The sequence below is a fragment of the Thermopolyspora sp. NPDC052614 genome (assembly GCF_040678635.1).
Taxonomy (GTDB): domain Bacteria; phylum Actinomycetota; class Actinomycetes; order Streptosporangiales; family Streptosporangiaceae; genus Thermopolyspora.
The window spans coordinates 40,294-57,732 of sequence record NZ_JBFATZ010000024.1 but is presented as its reverse complement, the minus strand read 5'-3'; the positions used below and the strand labels follow the sequence as shown (position 1 = coordinate 57,732).

Here is a 17,439-nt window from a genome sequence, read left to right as displayed (position 1 = left end):
CCAGCGAAGTGAGCCCTAAGCGACGGGCAGGTTCTTCAGCGCCTCGCGGCGGCTCAGGCCCGTGATGCCCTTGGCCTCGACGTACCGGATCACCTCGCGCGGGTTCACCTTGGCGTACTCGCGCAGCGCCCAGCCGATCGCCTTGCGGGCGAAGAAGTCGATGTCGGACAGGTTCGGCTCGATGCACGCGTACAGCAGGCCGGTGTCGGTGTCGCGGCGGAACCTGTTCTGGCACAGGATCGCGGTGCGGCGCTTCCACAGGTCGGCGTCGCGGGCCCACTCCAGCATCAGCGGGCGCATCGTCTCGGGGTACTCGCGCAGCAGCGGGCCGATGCGGTGGATCGCGATGTCGTCCACGAGGTCCCACCACGCCCCGGTGACGATCATCTCCTCGTACATCGGCAGCGTGTAGAGGGTCTGCCAGCGCCGGTAGTAGCGGAAGCCGGACAGCTCGATCGCGGCGTACCGCTCCTCGCGGTACTCGGCCTCGCGCCACAGCGCCAGCACCGCCCGCCGCCACTCGGGGGCGGACTCGATGCGGTGCTCGGCGAACACCGCGCGCAGCGCGGCCCGGCGCGGGGCTGCCTGTACGCCGAGAAACGGCATGGCCGACTTCATGTAGGCCTGCATGGCCGGGGCCTTGGCGGGGTCGGCGACCTCGGTCAGCGCCAGCCGTACGGCCTTGTGGAGCGGAGTCATCCCTGCTGGCTGGTGCGTTCGCCGGTGGCCAGGCCGTCGAACAGGATCGTGATGTACTGGTCGGCGATGGCGTCGGGGTCGAGCCGGCCGTCGGGCCGGAACCAGCGCACCGACACCCAGATCGTGTCGCGGATCATCCGGTAGGTGACCTTGGGATCCACGTCGGCGCGGAAGAAGCCCTCCGCCTGGCCCCGCTTGATCTGGTCCACCCACATGCGCTCGACCTCGTCCTCGGCCGCGACCAGGTAGTCGAAGCGGTCGCCGGGCAGGGAGCGCAGGTAGCTCCAGTCGTTCTGCATCACCGTGATCGCGGCGCGGTGCGGCTCCAGCGTGCCGAAGGCGGTGTGCACCATCGCGGTGAGCACCTGCCGGGGGTCGCCGCCCTTGGCCAGGATCGCCCGGTAGCGCCCGATGAGATCCTCAAGGAACGTCGACAGCACCTCGTCGACGATCGTCTCCTTGGAGTCGAAGTGGTGGTAGAGGCTCCCGGAGAGGATGCCCGCCTCCTTGGCGATCTCCCGGACGGTGGTGGCCTGGAACCCCTTCCTGGCGAAGATCTCCGCGGCGAGCTTCACGAGATGGTCGCGCCGATCGGAGGCGGAACCCGTGCCGCCCGCCGGCCGCCGCGCCGATCCCTGGCGCCGCCCGCTCCGGGCGGACGATCCGTCCCCGGACACGGCGGTGCCGCCGGAGTTTCTTCGCGTTTTCACGTCCCCATTATGAGCCCCATTGTGAGCCCGCGTTATGCGCCTGCGGGCAATCGCCTGTTCACCAACCTGCGCGGGGAAACGGCTGAATCTTCGCAATTCACCGTAAGTCGATTCTCCAGTGAGCTACGTGAAGTAGGCCACACCGGCGCTGCGTGTTGTGCAGGATCAGTGGCATGGCGAAGTTGGGCTATCCATTCACGCTGGGCGTCGCCTCCGGCGAGCCGCTGCCGGACGGGATGATCATCTGGACCCGGCTGGCGCCGGATCCGCTGAGCAGGACCCCCGACCGGCCCGGCGGCATGCCGGACGAGAGCGTGCTCGTACGCTGGCAGGTCGCCGAGGACGAGGCGTTCACCCGCATCGTCGCCGAGGGCCGCACCCGCGCCACCCAGGACTGGGCGCACAGCGTGCACGTCAGGGTCACGGGACTGCGGCCCGGCACGGAGTACTTCTACCGGTTCGGCGTCGCAGAGCCGTTCGAGAACACCGCCAGCCCGGTGGGCCGCACCAAGACCGCCCCGGCGCGGGACGCCGAGACGCCGGTGCGCTTCGCGTTCACCTCCTGCCAGCGCTACGAGCACGGCTACTACACCGCCCTGCGGCACCTCGCGGCCGAGCGGCCCGACCTCATCGTGCACCTGGGCGACTACATCTACGAGTACGGCAGGCCCGCCCGCCCCGCCCTCGGGCGCTACGTGCGCAAACTGGAGCCGCCCGAGGCCGAGGCCAAGACCCTGCAGGCCTATCGCAACCGGTTCGCGCGGATCAAGATGGACCCCGACCTGCGGGCCGCGCACGCCGCCGCGCCCTGGGTGACGATCTGGGACGACCACGAGGTCAAGGACAACTACCGCGGGAAGCTGCCGGGGGACGGGTCGAACCAGGCCGCGTTCCTGCGTCGCCGTACCGCGGCCTATCGGGCCTACTACGAGCATCTGCCGCTGCGGGTGCGGCCGTCGGGTGACGGGCTGCAGATGTACCGCTGGCGTCCGTACGGCACGGTGGCCGACTTCCACCTGCTCGACTCGCGGCAGTACCGCACGGACGACTCGATGCTCGGGGCCGACCAGGAGCGGTGGCTGATCGACCGCCTGCGCGACTCGCAGGCGCGGTGGCGGGTGCTGGCCGAGCCGCTGTTCTTCTCCCGTCGCCGGTTCCCCGGCTCGCCGCCGACCCTCAGCTCCGACGCCTGGGACGCCTTCCCGGCGCAGCGGGGGCGCATCCTCGACGCGGCGCGCGAGGCGGGGACGCCGAACCTGATCGTGATCAGCGGCGACGTGCACAACCACTGGGCGGCCGAGGTGCTCGCCGACTTCGACAAGCCGGACGCGCCGTCGCTCGGCGTGGAGCTGGTGTCCAGCTCGGTGACGAGCATGCCCGCCGCCGTGGACGCCGACGCCGTGATGCGGCTGAACCCGCATATCAAGTTCTTCGACGGGCACCGGGGCTACGTGGTGTGCGAGGCGAGCCGTGAAAGCTTCACCGCCGAGTTCCGTATCGTGGACTTCGTGGACCGCAAGGACGCGCCCGTACGCACGGTGGCGCGGTTCACCGTGGAGGAGGGGCGTCTCAAAAGGGCGGATGTCTGAGCGCGGGGACTAGAAGATAGGAAAGTTTCCTATTAGATTGGCGGCATGCTCAAGGAGTACACGGCATGAGCCGCGACCCTGCCCTGCTCCGTCTCGCCGACGGCGTCATCCTGCCCGGATTCGCGGGCAGGCGGGCGCCCGACTGGGTGCGCCGCAGGCTGGCGGACGGCCTGGTCGGCGTCGTCCTGTTCTCGCGCAACATCGGCGACGCCGACCAGGTCGCCCGCCTCACCGCGGACCTGCGCGCCGAGCGCCCCGACGTGATCGTCGGCATCGACGAGGAGTCCGGCGAGGTCACCCGCCTGGAGGCGGCCACGGGCAGCACCCGGCCGGGCAACTACGCCCTCGGCGTCGTCGACGACGTCAAGCTGACCGAGGAGCTCGCCCGCGACCTCGGGCAGGCGCTCGCGGGCGTGGGGGTGACGATCACCTTCGCGCCCGCCGCCGACGTCAACTCCAACCCGGACAATCCCGTCATCGGCCTGCGCTCGTTCGGCGACGACCCGCGCCTGGTGGCCCGGCACACCGCGGCGTGGATCCGGGGCCTGCAGGCCGCCGGGGTCGCCGCGTGCGCCAAGCACTTCCCCGGCCACGGGGACACGGCGGTGGACTCCCACCACGGCGTGCCGGTGGTCACCGGCAGCCGTGAGGCGCTCGCCCAGGTGGAGCTCCTGCCGTTCCGCGCGGCCATCGAGGAGGGCGTCGCCGCGATCATGACCGGGCACCTGGTCGTGACGGCCTACGACGACGAGCGCCCGGCCACGCTCAGCCCGCGGATCCTGGGCGACCTGCTCCGGCGGGAGCTGGGCTTCGACGGGCCGGTGATCACCGACGGGATCGAGATGGCGGCCGTCGCCGAACGGTACGGCCTCGCCGGCGCGGCGACGCACGCCATCGCCGCGGGCGCGGACGGCATCTGCGTCGGGGGCGAGAACTGCGGCGAGGAGATCGTCGAGGAGCTCCGCGAGGCGATCGCCGACGCCGTCGTCGAGGGGCTCATCCCGGAGGACCGCCTCGCCGAGGCGGCCGAGCGCATGCGCGGGCTCGCCGCACGCACCGCCTCCGCCGCGACGGCCGGCTCGCCGTCGGGTCCCGCGGGCTCCGGCGAGGCGTCCGGGGGCCTGTCGTGGGAGTCGTCCTCCGGCGCCGCGTGGGGCTCGGGGATCTCGGGCGACGTGCCGCTCGGCCTGTACGCCGCGCGGCGCGCCCTGCGCGTCACCCAGCGGCGCAGCGCGGTCCTGCCGTTGCGCGCCGCGCCGCACGTGATCGAGATGTCGCCGCTGCTGTCGCTCGCCGTGGACCGCCACACCCCCTGGGGCGTCGGCGGCCCGCTCACCGAGCTGATGCCCGGCACCACGGTGACGCGCCTTCCCGAGTCGGGCGACGGCCCGCCCCCGGACGCCGCCGACCTCGACGCGGCGCTCGCCGCCGCCGCCGGCCGCCCGCTGGTGATCGTCGTCAGGTACGCCAACCGGCACCGCTGGCTGACCGAGGCCATCGACCACCTGCTGGCCGCCCGCCCCGACGGGATCGTGGTCGAGATGGGGCTGCCGGGCCGTACCGACCTGGGCGCGGCGCACATCGCCACGCACGGCTCGGCCCGCGTCTGCGGCCAGGCCGCCGCCGAGGTCCTCGCCGGCGTCACCAGCCCCTGACCGGCCACTAACCGGCCCCCGCCCGGCCGATTGCCGCTTGTCAGCCGATTGCGGCTTGTCAAAGCCGCGCCGGGTTGTCGGTGGAGGCTGGTTGAATCGGCGGCATGGAGATGGTCGCCCCGCGAGGTCCGCGGGAGATCCAGGACGAGGATCTGTCCGACACCGACGTCGGCGCCCGGCTCGGCCCCGGGCCGTACGCGTTCCGCAGGTGCGTGCTGAACGGCGCGGACTTCCGGGGCGCCGGGCTGGCCGAGTCGGTCTTCGAGTCATGCGCGCTGGACCGCGCCGATTTCCGCGGGGCGGATCTGGACGGCGCGCACTTCACCGGGGGCGGCGGCACCGGCCTGCGCTTCGAGGACGCCGAGTTGATCGACGCCGTCTTCACCGACGTGGACCTGTCGGGGGCCAAGTTCGGCAACGCGCTGCTCACCGACGCCGTCTTCACCGGCTGCCGCCTGATCGGCGCGGTCCTCGCGGGCTGCCGGGGCACCGGCTACCGACTGGAGGGCGCCAACCTCATGCTCGCCGACCTGACCGGCTGCGGCTTCCGCGGCGCCACGCTCACCGGCGTGCGCTTCGACGAGGCGAACCTGTCCGGCTGCGACTTCACCCGCGCCGTCTTCGAGGACTGCCGCCTCATCCGCGTCCGGTGCGTCAACGCGCGCTTCACCGAGGCCGACCTGCGCGGGGCCGACCTCGGCACGCTCGACGACGCCGACCTGCGCCGGTTCACCGGCGCCGTCATCAGCCCGGCCCAAGCCGCGGCCATCCTCACCGACCGCGGCTTCACCGTCCGCTGATCCCTCGTACGCCTGATCGCGGAGCGGGCGGTCAGATTTGGGAGATGCCGCCGTCGACCGGGATGACCGCCCCGGTGAGATAGGCGCCGGCGCGGGAGGACAGGTAGATGGCGGCGCCGGCCATGTCGTCGGGGCGACCGATGCGGCCGAGCGGGACGGACGCCTCGATCTCGCTGCGGGTCTCCGGGTTGTCGAGGGCGAAGGCCATCATCTTCGACTCGAACGGGCCGGGGGCGATCGCGTTGACCGTGATGTGCTCGGGGGCGAGCTTGCTCGCCAGGTGCCGGGTGAGCATGTGCACGCCGGCCTTCGCGGCCGAGTAGGCGTAGTTCTCCAGTATGGGCACGCGAAGGCCGTCGATCGAGCCGATGTTGATGACGCGGGCCGGATCGTCGGCGCTCGCCGCGGCCCGCAGCAGCGGCAGCAGCTTGACCGTCAGGTAGAAGGCGGCCTTGACGTTGATGGCGAAGACCTTGTCGAAACCGGATTCGGGGTAGTCCTCCAGCGGCGCGCCCCACACGGCCCCGGCGTTGTTCACCAGCACGTCCAGCCGGGTCTCGGCCGCGGACACGGCGGAGACCAGGGACTCGATGCCCGCGGGCGTGGCCAGATCGGCCGTGACGGCGACGCATCCCAGCTCAGCCGCCGTCTTCTCCACCTCGGCGGTCTTGCGGGAGGCGATGTAGACCCGTGCACCGCCCTCCACGAAACCGCGCGCGATCATCTTGCCGATGCCGCGAGATCCACCTGTGACGATGACCGTCTTACCTTCGACCGAGAACAGGCTCATGACGGACAGCATGCCGTACCCGACGACCCGAGTCCATACCGACTGGTCGGTCTCTCGCATTCGGGGCGCGAAATCGGTCGGCGGATCACGGGACGGCCGGCCGAGGACCAAGGCCGGCGGGCGGAGTCGATGAGCGCCGGGTGGGCCGGCGAACGGTGCCCGACACGGTCGTCAGCGGCCTCGCACCGGTCGGGGGAGCCCCGCCGATGCCCGTTGGTTATGGCTCGGCGCGTTTTTTTGGGCCTTGACGGGACGTGACAGCGGGTGAACAACTGTCTTGATCCACGGCCCTTGATCGCGGAGGTGCGTCCATGTCCGGCTGTGCTCCCCGGAAAGTGGAACGTGTCCTGGCGGGCGTGGGGGACCCGCCAGGACACGCTCCGCCCCGGCGTAGGAGGCCCAGGACCCCGGCGAGGGATGGGGTCCTGAACCCTCTGGCGCACGGGGAGCCAGTGGGCGACGGCTCGGGCTCCGATGCGCGGAATCATCCGGGCCGTCAGATCGGCGATCACCCTGCCGCCGACCTTTCGATGGATTTGTACCAACGAATGGATGATGCGCTGGAAGGCGCGCCGGGGTCAAGGGGTTGTTCCAACTTAGAACGAGATCGTCTAAATTTGTTGGAACAAAAGGGCATGCAGAGGGTCGGAGTGGCACGGTCAACGCTGTATCAACAGGTGGCGTCGGAGTTGCGTCGCGCCATCTACTCGGGGGAACTCCGCCCGGGTGACGCGTTGCCGACCGAGGTCGACCTGATGCGCAAGTCCAACGTCAGCCGCAACACCGTACGGCTCGCGCTGGGCGAACTCGTCAACGAGGGCCTGATCAGCCGCACCCCGCGGCGCGGCAGCGTGGTGCGGGACCGCCGGCCGCTGCTCATGTACCCCCAGAAGGAGCTGGAGCCCCAGTCCGGCGAGGACGGTGCTCGCCAGGAGGCATTCGCCCGCGCGGTCGCCCAGGAGGGACGCAAGCCCGGCCAGGACATCGAGGTGGCCATCGTCGAGCCGCCCGAGGACATCGCCACCCGGCTCGCACTGCCCGACGGCGAACTGGCGGTGGTGCGCCGCCGGCTGCGGTACGTCGACGACCAGCCCTACAACACCAACGATTCCTACTTCCCGTTCGCCCTGGTCTCGAACTCCGAAATCGCCCGTCCGGCGGACATCACCCGGGGTGCGAACCGTGTGCTGGAGGAACTCGGACATCCTCAGGTTCGGATGATCGACGACATCTCGGCACGTATGCCGACTTCTGAGGAAGCGGCGCGCCTGAAGCTCGAACCTGGTACTCCTGTCGTCGTATATGTCCGAGTTGGCTACGACCAAGATGATATGCCGGTCCGTGTCGCGGTGTCGGTGCTGCCCGCCGACAAGCATCTGATCAGATACGAGCTGGAACGTCGTTGACGCTGCGCCGGCCGGACCATCCTCGGATGGGACGGCGGCCGTCGTGTTCGACGCGTGGACGAGGGCCGATTCCGGGGCCGCTGCCGATGCCGCTTTCGGGGCGGCCGTCAGGGCCGATTCCGGAACCGCCGCTCCGGTCCGCCGTGGTGATGAATGCGCCCGTCGTGGGGACGGGACCGGGAGCCGTACGCGGGCGACCCGCAATCAGCCAGGCGAGGTGGACTCGACCCAGCGAAGAGGCGTGCCCTCGTGGTTGGGGGTGATCCTTCCCGTCGCCGTTGAAGGCTGAGCCCGTGCCGCGCACCCCTCCGGCGACCCCCCTTCTTGATCGTCCGGCGGCAACCTCACGCCATCTGTTGGTCACTCTCCGTATTCAGCGCTGTACCACCAGCACCGAAAGGATGCACCATGCACAGGAACACCGTCCTCGACGCCGTCCGCCAGCCGCTGTCCCTCACCCTGCGTCGCGCCGAATCCGCCGACCTCCCCGCCGCGCTCGCCCTGCTCGCCGAGGCCGCCGCATGGCTCAACGACCGCGGCGTGCGCCAGTGGCCGGTCGGCGGCTTCCCCGCCTCCCGCATCGAGCCCCTCATCGCCGCCGGAACGCTCTACGTCCTCGAGGCCGGAAGCGTCAACGAGAGCGTCAACGAGAGCGACAAGGCGGCCGGGCTCGGCGACCTCGACGCGGGCCTCGACGCGGGCCTGGAGGCGGGACTCGGCGGGGCCCACCGGGACGGCGTCGGCGGCCCGGCGATCGTGGCGACGATGGCCCTCGACGGCTTCGCCGACCCCGAGTTCTGGACCGCCGACGACCGGCCGGAGACGGCCTACTACGTGCACAAGCTGTGCACGTCCCGGGCCTGCGCGGGCCTCGGGCTCGGCCGTACCCTGCTCGACTGGGCCACGCTGCGCGCCCTCGCCGACGGCATGGCCTGGCTGCGGCTCGACTGCGCCAAGACGAACGCGGGCCTGCAGGGCTACTACCGCTCCCTCGGATTCCGGCACGTCCGCACCGTCGACCTGCCGCACCGCGCGTCGGGCGCTCTCTTCCAGCGCCCGGCGACCCTCACGGCCGGGTACGTCGAGGCCCCGACGGCCCCCGTCGCCCCCGGCCACCCCGCCGGCGCCCGCGTCATCGACCTCACCGTCGACCTGGCGGCCGAGGCCGCGGACGCGGCGTCCGACCGCGACCTGGTCCTCACCCGGTGAGACAAGCCGGGCTCTTCACCCCGTCATCGCTGAGAATCGCTGAGAGCAGGTGGTAGCCGTGCAAGACCGGACGACTCCTCCGATAGCCTCCCATCATGACGGGTTCGCTGCTCGAAGTGGTCACGCTGGACGCGCGTGACGCCGTGGCCGCCGAAGAGGGCGGCGCCGATCGCGTGGAGGTCATCGCGGACGCCTCCACCGGCGGCCGGACCCCCGAGGCGGCCACGGTGGCGGCGATCGCCAAGGAGTGCGCGCTGCCGCAGATGGTCCTGCTGCGCCCCGCCGCGCGCCCCGGCGGCGATCACACCGTCACCCCGTCCGAACTCGCGGACCTCACCAGCCGCGCCCGCGAACTCGCCGCGGCGGGCGCGGCCGGGTTCGTGTTCGGCTTCCTCACCGACGACGGGACCGTGGACCTGGCGGCCACCGAGGCGCTCATCGGCGCGGTCGCGCCGCTGCCCTGGACCTTCCACCGGGCCGTCGATCACGCGGCCGACGTCCAGGCCGCCTGGCGGGCCGTACGGCTGCTGCCCAACCTGGCCACCGTACGCACCGCCGGGGCCGCCACCGGCGTCGAGGACGGCCTGCCGGTGCTGCGCGCCCGCGCCGACGCCGGCGACGGGCCGCTGATCATGGCCGGAGGCGGGCTCGAACGCCGCCACGTGCCCGTGCTGCGCGGCTACGGAATCCACGCCTTCCACGTCGGAGGGGCGGTCCGGACCTCGTGGTCGGACCCGGTGGAGACCCGCCTCGTCCGCCGGTGGCGCGAGCTCCTGGACGGGTGACGCCCGCGGTCAGGTGTTGCCCAGGGCGTGGTCGGCGCGGCGCAGGGCGGCGGTGAGAGTGGCGATGGTGGCCGGCTCGTCCAGCACGCCCCCGGCGGCGGCGCGGCCCTCCTGCCAGGCGTGGACCCGCTCGCGGTACTCGTCGTAACGTGCCAGGTGAAAGGCGTAGACGGCGGCGTACCGGCTGACCAGGTGCGCCGGATGCATGTCCCAGCCCTGGTGGAAGCCGTGGCTCAGCGAGTGCCGGACCAGGGCGGCGTGGCGGCGCCACAAGGCGTGGACGTCGGCGGTGTCGTCCGAGGCGGGGCCGGCGGCGAGGGAGCCGTCCGACAGCTCCACGCCCGTGCCCGCGAAGACCGTCCGCATCACGTGCCGGGCGTGATCGCAGACCGGGTGGTCCAGGCGCTGCTCGTGGGGAGGCAGACCGCAGGCGGCGGTGTAATCGAACACGCCGAAGTGGGCGGCGGCGAGCCGCCCCCCGGCAGCGGCCACCGCGTCGGGGGAGCGCTGCAGGAACAGCACCGTCTGCGGCGCCTCCACCTGGATCTCGAAGCGCAGCGTCCGGGCGGGCAGGCCGAGGGCGCGCTCCAGCGCCTCAAGCCGGGCCGCGAACTGGCCGATGTACGCCTCCATGATCACCTTGGGGAAGGTCACCGTGAACCCGGGCGGCAGCACGCCGACGCGCTCGGCCAGCGTGGTGAGGAAACCGTCCAGGGTACGCAGGGAGCGCGCCGGGTTCCCGTCGGCGAACGACTTCACCCGCAGCCCCCAGCGGCGCGGCAGCGTCTCGGCCCGGTACATCTCCGCGATCGCCTCGGCGGCCTTGACAGTGTCGGCGTCCTCCTCGTCGTCGGAGCGCGTGCCGTACCCGTCCTCGAAGTCCACGCGCAGGTCCTCGACCGGGTCGCCGGCGAGCTTCAGCCCCAGCCGATGCCACACCGCGCGGGCCACCTCGTGCGGCGCGATCTCGAACACGGCGGCCAACTCCGCCGCCGTCGGCAGGTGGCGCTCCAGCAGAGCCGAGGCCGCGTCGCCCCACGCGGCGACGGTGCCGGCGTCGAAGACGTCCGCGGGAACGTAGACCGTGTGAACCGGCTGCCAGCCCGTCGGCGGGCAGGGATACCTCGCCGTCTGCTCCCGGTGGGCCTCGTCGAACCCGGGAGGAGTCGCCGGTCCACCCAGGCTCACACGCATCGCGGCTCCCTCATCGTTCCCTCATCTCGGCATGGTCGGAGCTCCGGGCCGCGAACGGGTGCGCGGCATTGCGCGGCACGGCCCGGAGCAGGGCATGCGGTCGCGGACATCGGATCGTCCGCGTCGCGGGCGCGGGCCCGCGGGCGTTCACCGGAGCGGGCGCTGTCCATGTGGTGTGGTACGCGTGCCACATGGACGGCGGCGCGTTGCCGCACGAACCCGACCCGGTGAACAAGCCCGCGGTCGCGGTATCACGGTCGCGGCGTCATGGTTCGCGGTGTCAGCGGGGCATGCGTCCGCAGGCGGCCAGCATCGCCTCGCGGCCGACCAGCTTGACGCGCTCCCCGCGCCCGAGGGAGTCGGCCAGCGCCGCCTCGGCCGCGTCGATGGCCAGCCACTCGTCGTACGTGATCGGCTTGACGCCGCGCTCGGCGAGCAGGTCGTCCAGCGGCGGCCTCCCGCCGGTCTCCCGGCCCTGCAGGTCGGTGAGGAGGGTGCGCACGGTCTCGGCGGCGTCGGACTTGTTGGTGCCCACGACGCCGGTCGGCCCGCGCTTGAGCCACCCGGCCACGTACTGGTCCGCCAGCCGATCGTCCGTCCCGGCCTGCGCGTCGTCGGCGATGATCCGGCCGGCCTGGTTCGGCACCGTCATCGTGGCGGTGTCGAACGGCACGCCGGGCAGCGGCACGCTCTGGTAGCCGACCGAGCGCAGCACGAGCGTGGCCGGGATCGTCTCGAACTCGCCGGTGCCCACGACCCGGCCGTCCACCAGCCGGGTGCGCTCGAAGCGGACGCCCTCGACGCGCGAGGTGCCGAGGATCTCCACCGGACGCAGCCAGAACCGCAGCTCCAGCCGCCGGGGCCTGCCCTCCGGAACGCGGGAGGCCCACGCCTGCAACACGTCCACGTTGCCGCGCGCCCCACGGGACAGCGAGGCGACGTCGTCCACCTTGACCTCGCCCTGGTGCGTGAGCACGTCGACGTTGTCGAGCTCGCCCAGCTCACGCAGCTCCTTGAGGGTGAACTTGGCGTGCTCGGGGCCGCGGCGGCCGATCATGTGGATGGCGCGGACCCGGCTGGCCGCGAGCCGTTCGATGACCTCTTCGGGCACGTCGAAAGGCCGCAGTTCGTCGGCGGTCTTGGACAGGATGCGCACCACGTCCACGGCGACGTTGCCGACGCCGATCACCGCGACCTCCTCGGCGTCGAGGGTGAAGGCGTCGGCGGGCATGTCGGGGTGGGCGCAGTACCAGTTCACGAAGTCGGTGGCGGCGACGCTGCCGGGCAGGTCCTCGCCGGGGATGCCGAGGTGGCGATCGACCATCGCGCCGGTGCAGTACACGACCGCGTCGTAGCGCTCGCGCAGCTCGGCGGCCGAGACGTCGGAACCAAGCTCGACGCCGCCCAGGAAGCGCACCGACGGTCGCTCCAGGACGGCTCGTAAATACCGGGCGATCGACTTGATCGACGTGTGGTCGGGGGCCACGCCGTACCTGACCAGGCCGTAGGGGGTGGGGAGGCGTTCCAGCACGTCGACCTCGACCTCCTGGCCGGCCTGCTTGGTGAGGGCGTCCGCGGTGTAGATGCCGGCGGGTCCCGATCCCACGATTGCCACGCGAAGGGTCATGCCTATGTATCCTCTTTTGCTGATTTGTCGGGGTTTGATGTGTTTGATCCAGATATACGTCCGATGAGGTGTAACCGGCCTAACTGATCGATATATCCCTGATCACCGGTACGGACGAAGCCGTCCTTGGCGAAGGCCCGGGCATCGGCCCCGGGGTCACGGAAGTAGCCGCTCATCACCGCCTGAGACCGGAGCAGCACCTCGCCCGCCTCGCCGCGGTCCATCTCCTCGCGTGTCAAAGGGCGCCCTCCGGCGTCGCGCACGTCCACGTCGATGCCCGGTCGCGGCCGGCCCACGGTCTCCTCGGCGTCCTCCGCGGGGTCGTCGGGGCCGGTCCCGAGGCCGAGCCCGGCCTCCGTACACAGGTAACGGTTACACACCGGCACCCCCAAGCGCTCGCGCAACATGCGGACCAGCGTCGCGGAGGCGGGCGCGCCCGAGCACAGGACCATGCGCACGAAGGCCGGCGGATCGACCGCCGCCTCGCCGACGGCCCCGGCGAGCGTGGCGAGCTGGACGGGCGTGCCCTGCAGCACCCCCACACGCTCCCGTTCGAGCAGATGCCACACGCGCACCGCGTCGAACCGGGGCTCGCCGTCCCAGCCCTCCCGCGCGGCCGGGCCGACGCCCGCGGCCCACGAGCAGGCCCAGGAGGCGATGATGTGCGAGGTGCGGCCGGTCTGCAGCAGCACCGGCAGCCGCGTCATCACCCCCACGTACGGCAGAGGCCGCGACAGCAGCCGCGCGTCCCCGCCGCCCCAGCGGGCGCCCGCCCCGTTCGCCCGGATCGCGGCCAGTTGCCGGTTGGCGAAGACGACGGGCTTCGGCGGGCCGGTCGTGCCCGCGGTGAACACGATGGCGACCGGGCGCAGCGGGTCGGGCGGAAGCGGGGGAGGAGGCGGCTCGTTCCGCAGCGCCGCGCGCAGGGTCTCGCCGCGGTACTCGCCCCCGCCGCCGCCCGCCGGCGCGAGGGGCGGCACGATCACCAGATCCCGCCCGTTCGCGATCGGGGCGTGCGCCGGGCCGGTGACGACGATGGCCGGATCCAGCCGCTCGATCGTCTCGGCCAGCCGGGGGTGGTCGCAGGTCAGCCCCGCCGTCACCGCCCCGAGCTTGGCCGCCGCGAGGTGACAGACGGGGAACTCCGGCCCGTCGGGAAGCACCAGGGCCACCAGGTCGCCCATGCGCACGCCCCGATGGGCGAAACCGGCGGCGACGCGGTCGGACAGGCGGTCCAGTTCGGCGAAGGACAGCCGGACGGATCCGGTGTCGAACGCCGCGCGTGCGCCGAACCTGCGCGCGGCCTCTGCGGCGAGGAGACGCAGCATCGGGTGCTCCCCTGAGCGGAAAGGCGAACGAGGACGCCCGGAGGAGCCCTCGCGAAAGAATGCGTAAAAACCAGGCACTGAGCTGCTTACCCGGAGCGACACCCGCGTAAGCCGGGAACGGAGATCAGGTCGTCGGCGTCGTGGCGTCATCGCCCTGCCGCCCGCGTACGCGAACCCGGGGAACGGCCTCCCGGTCGTGCGCGACCGTCCCGCGCGGAAGGACGCGAACGGGGATTGGCTGAGGCCATGCCAGGGTTTTCATGGGGTGGAATGTGGCAAATGCTCAGCGTGGAGGGGTTGCACCCAGGCGGTCCCGCCAATCAAAGTAGGTGACCGTGGCCTCTGGGGCGAAGAAGCGGCGGGACGTGGGTGCCGTGGCGCGGCAGCGCCACGAGCAGGCGCGTCGCGCCGACCGAGCGGGTCAAACCGACCCCGAGACCGCACGTAGCGAGGCCATGCGGTTCGAGGCGCTCGGCCGGGTGATGGCGGCGCTGGCGACCGAGGCGGACTTCATGGAGACCAGCCGGGATTTGACCTGGTGGCAGGGCACCGAACAGGACTGGAACATCGAATGGCGCGAGGGGCCGTACGCCTCGGAGGTGGTGGCGCTGCTGGCGGCGCGGGTACCGGGGCCGGTCGGGGCCGCGGGCCGTACGGATCGTTCCAGCGCGGCCGTCACGGTGCTGGGCGTACCCTTCACGCTGCGCGCCATCGACCCGCTCGGGCGCGAGCGGCTGGGCGGGCGAGCCGGACTGTGGCGCCTGGCGGCGGCCCTGAACACCTCCTACCCCGACTCCCCGCGCCGCTCCATGGCCCGCCGTCACTGGGAGGAACTGCTCGGCGGCTGAGCCCGCCCGGTGCCGCCCGAGGCCACAGGTTCCACCTGCTTCACCCGTTCCACCCGATCCGACCAGGCATGACCTTCAGCCCCCCGGCCCATCCATGACGGTTCCCGGCGTTTAGTTTGCCCGGCAACGGTCACCTGCTCCAGGGGGAGATCAATGACGGTGATGTCGGAAGAGGACAAGGGTCCGTACGGGGACTACCGAGCGCTTGAGAAGCGTTATCGCGGCATACTCCGGCATCTGATGCTGGCACTCGTGGCCGGGACGATCGTGGGAACGATCGGGACGCTCATTCACGTGGCGGGACTCGACCCGCTTGAGCACATCTACGACCCGTACGCCTACTTCGCGCTGACGGTGCTGGTCGGGCGCACGGCGGTGGGCTTCGGCTGGGCCCTGCTGTCGACGACGCTGGCCGCGCTCGCGCCGGTGATCCCGGCGCTGGTCGGCGCCGGGCTGGCCGAGCACGACATCGACGCGCTCGGCGGCGACCCGACCACGCTCAACATCCTGATCGTCGTGCTCCTCGGCTTCGGTCTCGTGGCCTACGTGGCGCGGTCCCTCGGACTGCTCGGCGACGTGGCGGCGGGGGTGATCTGCGGGGTGCTCCTCGCCGACGTCGGCGGGCGCGCGCTGCCGGGCCTGCCCGACACCGTCCCGGCCTTCCGCCCGTGGCCCGCGCTGGTCGTGACGCTGCTCGTGCTCGGCCTGCTCGCGGCGATGCGGCGAACGCCCGGCGCCCGCCTGCGCGCCCTGGCCGTGGCGCTGGTGATCGCCGCCTGCTACGTGCTGTCGCTCGCGCTCACCAATTGAATGCGCCGCGGGCACACCCGCCGCGTTTACGGCTCGCATTTACGGCGCGATCGTGCCCGAGGAGTCGATAGCCTTAGACGGTACGTCACGACCCACCGAGGAGTAGCCGTGCTGCTGCGTATGTCCACCCTGTTCCTGCGCACCCTGCGTGAGGATCCGGCGGACGCGGAGGTGCCGAGCCACAAGCTGCTGGTCCGCGCCGGATACATCCGCCGCGTGGCCCCCGGCATCTACTCCTGGCTGCCCCTCGGCAAGATCGTGCTGGAGAACGTCGCGCACGTCGTCCGGGACGAGATGAACCGGATGGGCGGCCAGGAGGTGCTCTTCCCGGCGCTGCTGCCCCGCGACTACTACGAGGCCACCGGCCGCTGGACCGAGTACGGCGAGACGCTGTTCCGGCTCAAGGACCGCAAGGGCGCCGACTACCTGCTCGGCCCGACGCACGAGGAACTGTTCACCGACATGGTCCAGAAGGAGTACTCCTCCTATAAGGACTATCCGGTCATCCTCTACCAGATCCAGACGAAGTATCGGGACGAGGCGCGTCCCCGGGCCGGCATCCTGCGCGGACGCGAGTTCGTCATGAAGGACTCCTACTCCTTCGACCTCGACGACGACGGGCTCAAGCGCTCCTACGAGCTGCACCGCGAGGCCTACATCAAGATGTTCGACCGGCTCGGCCTCGACTACCGCATCTGCTTCGCGATGTCGGGGGCGATGGGCGGCTCGGCGTCGGAGGAGTTCCTCGCGCCCGCCGAGAACGGCGAGGACACCTTCGTCTCCTGCCGTGAGTGCGGATACGCGGCCAACGCCGAGGCGGTCGTCACCCCGGCGCCGCCCGCGATCACCGCCGAGCATCCGCCGCTGCAGGTGCTCGACACGCCCGACACCCCGACGATCGAGTCCCTCGTCACGCTGGTCAACGAGCGGTACGGCCTGGGCATCACGGCCGCCGACACGCTCAAGAACGTCGTGGTGAAGGTCCGCACGCCCGGCTCCGACGAGGTCGAGACCCTCATCATCGGCGTCCCCGGCGACCGCGAGGTCGACTTCAAGCGCCTGGAGGCCGCGCTCTCCCCGGGCATCCCGGAGATCTTCGAGGCCGACGACTTCGCCCGGCACCCCGGCCTGGTGCGCGGTTACATCGGCCCGCAGATCCTCGCCGACCTGGGCATCCGCTACCTGGTCGATCCCCGCGTGGTCACCGGGTCGTCCTGGGTCACCGGGGCCAACGAGCCGGGCAAGCACGCCGCCCACGTCGTCGCCGGGCGCGACTTCACCCCCGACGGCACCATCGAGGCCGCCGAGGTGCGCGACGGCGACGCCTGCCCGCGCTGCGGGCACCCGCTGTCGCTCGACCGCGGCATCGAGATCGGCCACATCTTCCAGCTCGGCCGCAAGTACGCCGACGCCGCCGGGCTGGACGCGCTCGGCCCCGACGGCAAGCCGATCCGCATCACGATGGGCTCCTACGGCGTGGGCGTCTCCCGCCTGGTGGCCGTCCTCGCCGAGCAGCGGCACGACGAGCTCGGCCTGGTCTGGCCGCGCGAGGTCGCCCCGGCCGACGTGCACATCGTCGGCACGGGCAAGGACAACCAGATCGAGGTCGCCACCCGCCTGGCCGAGGAGCTGGAGGCCAAGGGCCTGCGGGTGCTCGTGGACGACCGCGCGGGCGTCTCGCCCGGCGTCAAGTTCAAGGACGCCGAGCTGCTCGGCATGCCGACCATCCTCATCGTCGGCCGCGGCCTGGCCTCCGGCGTGGTCGAGCTCCGCGACCGGGCCACCGGCGAGAAGCGGGAGATCCCCCTCGACGAGGCGGTCGACCGCGTCTTGGAGGCGTGCCGCGCCTGAGTCCCGGCGCGGCCGAAAATACAGGAACCGGGGAACGTGGGGCCGGACGTCGGGTCCGGCCCTCGTGTTCACAGCGTGACGTCGGGTCGGGCCCTCGCATTCACGGCGTGGGGGTCCGTGGTTCCTGCCGGAATGTCC

15 protein-coding genes are annotated in these 17,439 nt (G+C 71.8%); 9 read left to right on the top strand and 6 right to left on the bottom strand.

Annotated features, from left to right (window positions below; translation table 11 throughout):
* Nucleotides 1-15: 15 nt before the first annotated feature.
* Both AB0K60_RS33210 and AB0K60_RS33205 read right to left on the bottom strand, forming a co-directional pair.
* A complete protein-coding gene (locus AB0K60_RS33210) occupies nt 16-699 on the bottom strand; it encodes a DNA alkylation repair protein (RefSeq protein ID WP_364064283.1) in 684 nt (227 codons plus the stop codon).
* Nucleotides 696-1,409 (bottom strand): TetR/AcrR family transcriptional regulator, encoded by a 714-nt coding sequence (locus tag AB0K60_RS33205; RefSeq protein WP_364064280.1) that lies wholly within the window; start codon nt 1,407-1,409, stop codon nt 696-698. The genes AB0K60_RS33210 and AB0K60_RS33205 overlap by 4 nt, the downstream gene beginning before the upstream one ends.
* 173 nt (nt 1,410-1,582) lie before the next feature.
* Between AB0K60_RS33205 and AB0K60_RS33200 the strand changes: the two genes are divergently transcribed.
* From AB0K60_RS33200 to AB0K60_RS33190, 3 genes are all read left to right on the top strand, one after another.
* Complete coding sequence (locus AB0K60_RS33200; protein ID WP_364064277.1) at nt 1,583-2,998, top strand: alkaline phosphatase D family protein; 1,416 nt, start codon at nt 1,583-1,585, stop codon at nt 2,996-2,998.
* Nucleotides 2,999-3,063: 65 nt separating this feature from the next.
* Nucleotides 3,064-4,653, top strand: coding sequence for a glycoside hydrolase family 3 N-terminal domain-containing protein (locus tag AB0K60_RS33195; protein WP_364064274.1), 1,590 nt, complete (start codon nt 3,064-3,066; stop codon nt 4,651-4,653).
* A gap of 104 nt (nt 4,654-4,757) precedes the next feature.
* Complete coding sequence (locus AB0K60_RS33190) at nt 4,758-5,453, top strand: pentapeptide repeat-containing protein (protein WP_364064271.1); 696 nt, start codon at nt 4,758-4,760, stop codon at nt 5,451-5,453.
* 31 nt (nt 5,454-5,484) lie between these two features.
* Here the strand turns inward: AB0K60_RS33190 and AB0K60_RS33185 are convergent, their stop codons facing one another.
* Nucleotides 5,485-6,303: an SDR family oxidoreductase gene (locus tag AB0K60_RS33185; protein WP_364064268.1), complete on the bottom strand. Its 819-nt coding sequence runs from the start codon at nt 6,301-6,303 to the stop codon at nt 5,485-5,487.
* Nucleotides 6,304-6,695: 392 nt separating this feature from the next.
* Here AB0K60_RS33185 and AB0K60_RS33180 point away from each other — a divergent pair, with 392 nt between their 5' ends.
* From AB0K60_RS33180 to AB0K60_RS33170, 3 genes are all read left to right on the top strand, one after another.
* The gene (locus tag AB0K60_RS33180; RefSeq protein WP_364064266.1) at nt 6,696-7,649 is read left to right on the top strand and encodes a GntR family transcriptional regulator; all 954 of its coding nucleotides are present in this window, start codon (nt 6,696-6,698) and stop codon (nt 7,647-7,649) included.
* 408 nt (nt 7,650-8,057) lie between these two features.
* The gene (locus AB0K60_RS33175) at nt 8,058-8,858 is read left to right on the top strand and encodes a GNAT family N-acetyltransferase (RefSeq protein WP_364064263.1); all 801 of its coding nucleotides are present in this window, start codon (nt 8,058-8,060) and stop codon (nt 8,856-8,858) included.
* A 95-nt stretch (nt 8,859-8,953) separates the two neighbouring features.
* Nucleotides 8,954-9,643 (top strand): copper homeostasis protein CutC, encoded by a 690-nt coding sequence (locus tag AB0K60_RS33170; RefSeq protein WP_364064260.1) that lies wholly within the window; start codon nt 8,954-8,956, stop codon nt 9,641-9,643.
* A 9-nt stretch (nt 9,644-9,652) separates the two neighbouring features.
* On the opposite strand, the gene AB0K60_RS33165 is transcribed toward AB0K60_RS33170, so the two are convergent.
* The 3 genes from AB0K60_RS33165 to AB0K60_RS33155 form a co-directional block, all read right to left on the bottom strand.
* On the bottom strand, nt 9,653-10,837 hold the full coding sequence (locus tag AB0K60_RS33165; RefSeq protein ID WP_364064258.1) for an aldolase: 1,185 nt from the start codon (nt 10,835-10,837) through the stop codon (nt 9,653-9,655).
* Between the two features lie 280 nt (nt 10,838-11,117).
* Entirely contained in the window at nt 11,118-12,464 is a 1,347-nt protein-coding gene (locus tag AB0K60_RS33160; RefSeq protein WP_364064256.1) for an FAD-dependent oxidoreductase, read from the bottom strand.
* Between the two features lie 2 nt (nt 12,465-12,466).
* Nucleotides 12,467-13,792, bottom strand: coding sequence for an AMP-binding protein (locus tag AB0K60_RS33155; RefSeq protein WP_364064253.1), 1,326 nt, complete (start codon nt 13,790-13,792; stop codon nt 12,467-12,469).
* A gap of 335 nt (nt 13,793-14,127) precedes the next feature.
* On the opposite strand from AB0K60_RS33155, the gene AB0K60_RS33150 reads away from it, so the two are divergent.
* The 3 genes from AB0K60_RS33150 to AB0K60_RS33140 all read left to right on the top strand — a co-directional run bounded on the left by AB0K60_RS33150 (nt 14,128) and on the right by AB0K60_RS33140 (nt 17,301).
* A complete protein-coding gene (locus tag AB0K60_RS33150; protein WP_364064250.1) occupies nt 14,128-14,640 on the top strand; it encodes a hypothetical protein in 513 nt (170 codons plus the stop codon).
* 240 nt (nt 14,641-14,880) lie between these two features.
* On the top strand, nt 14,881-15,450 hold the full coding sequence (locus AB0K60_RS33145) for a hypothetical protein (protein WP_364064248.1): 570 nt from the start codon (nt 14,881-14,883) through the stop codon (nt 15,448-15,450).
* A gap of 108 nt (nt 15,451-15,558) precedes the next feature.
* Nucleotides 15,559-17,301, top strand: coding sequence for a proline--tRNA ligase (locus tag AB0K60_RS33140; protein WP_364064245.1), 1,743 nt, complete (start codon nt 15,559-15,561; stop codon nt 17,299-17,301).
* Nucleotides 17,302-17,439: the final 138 nt, after the last annotated feature.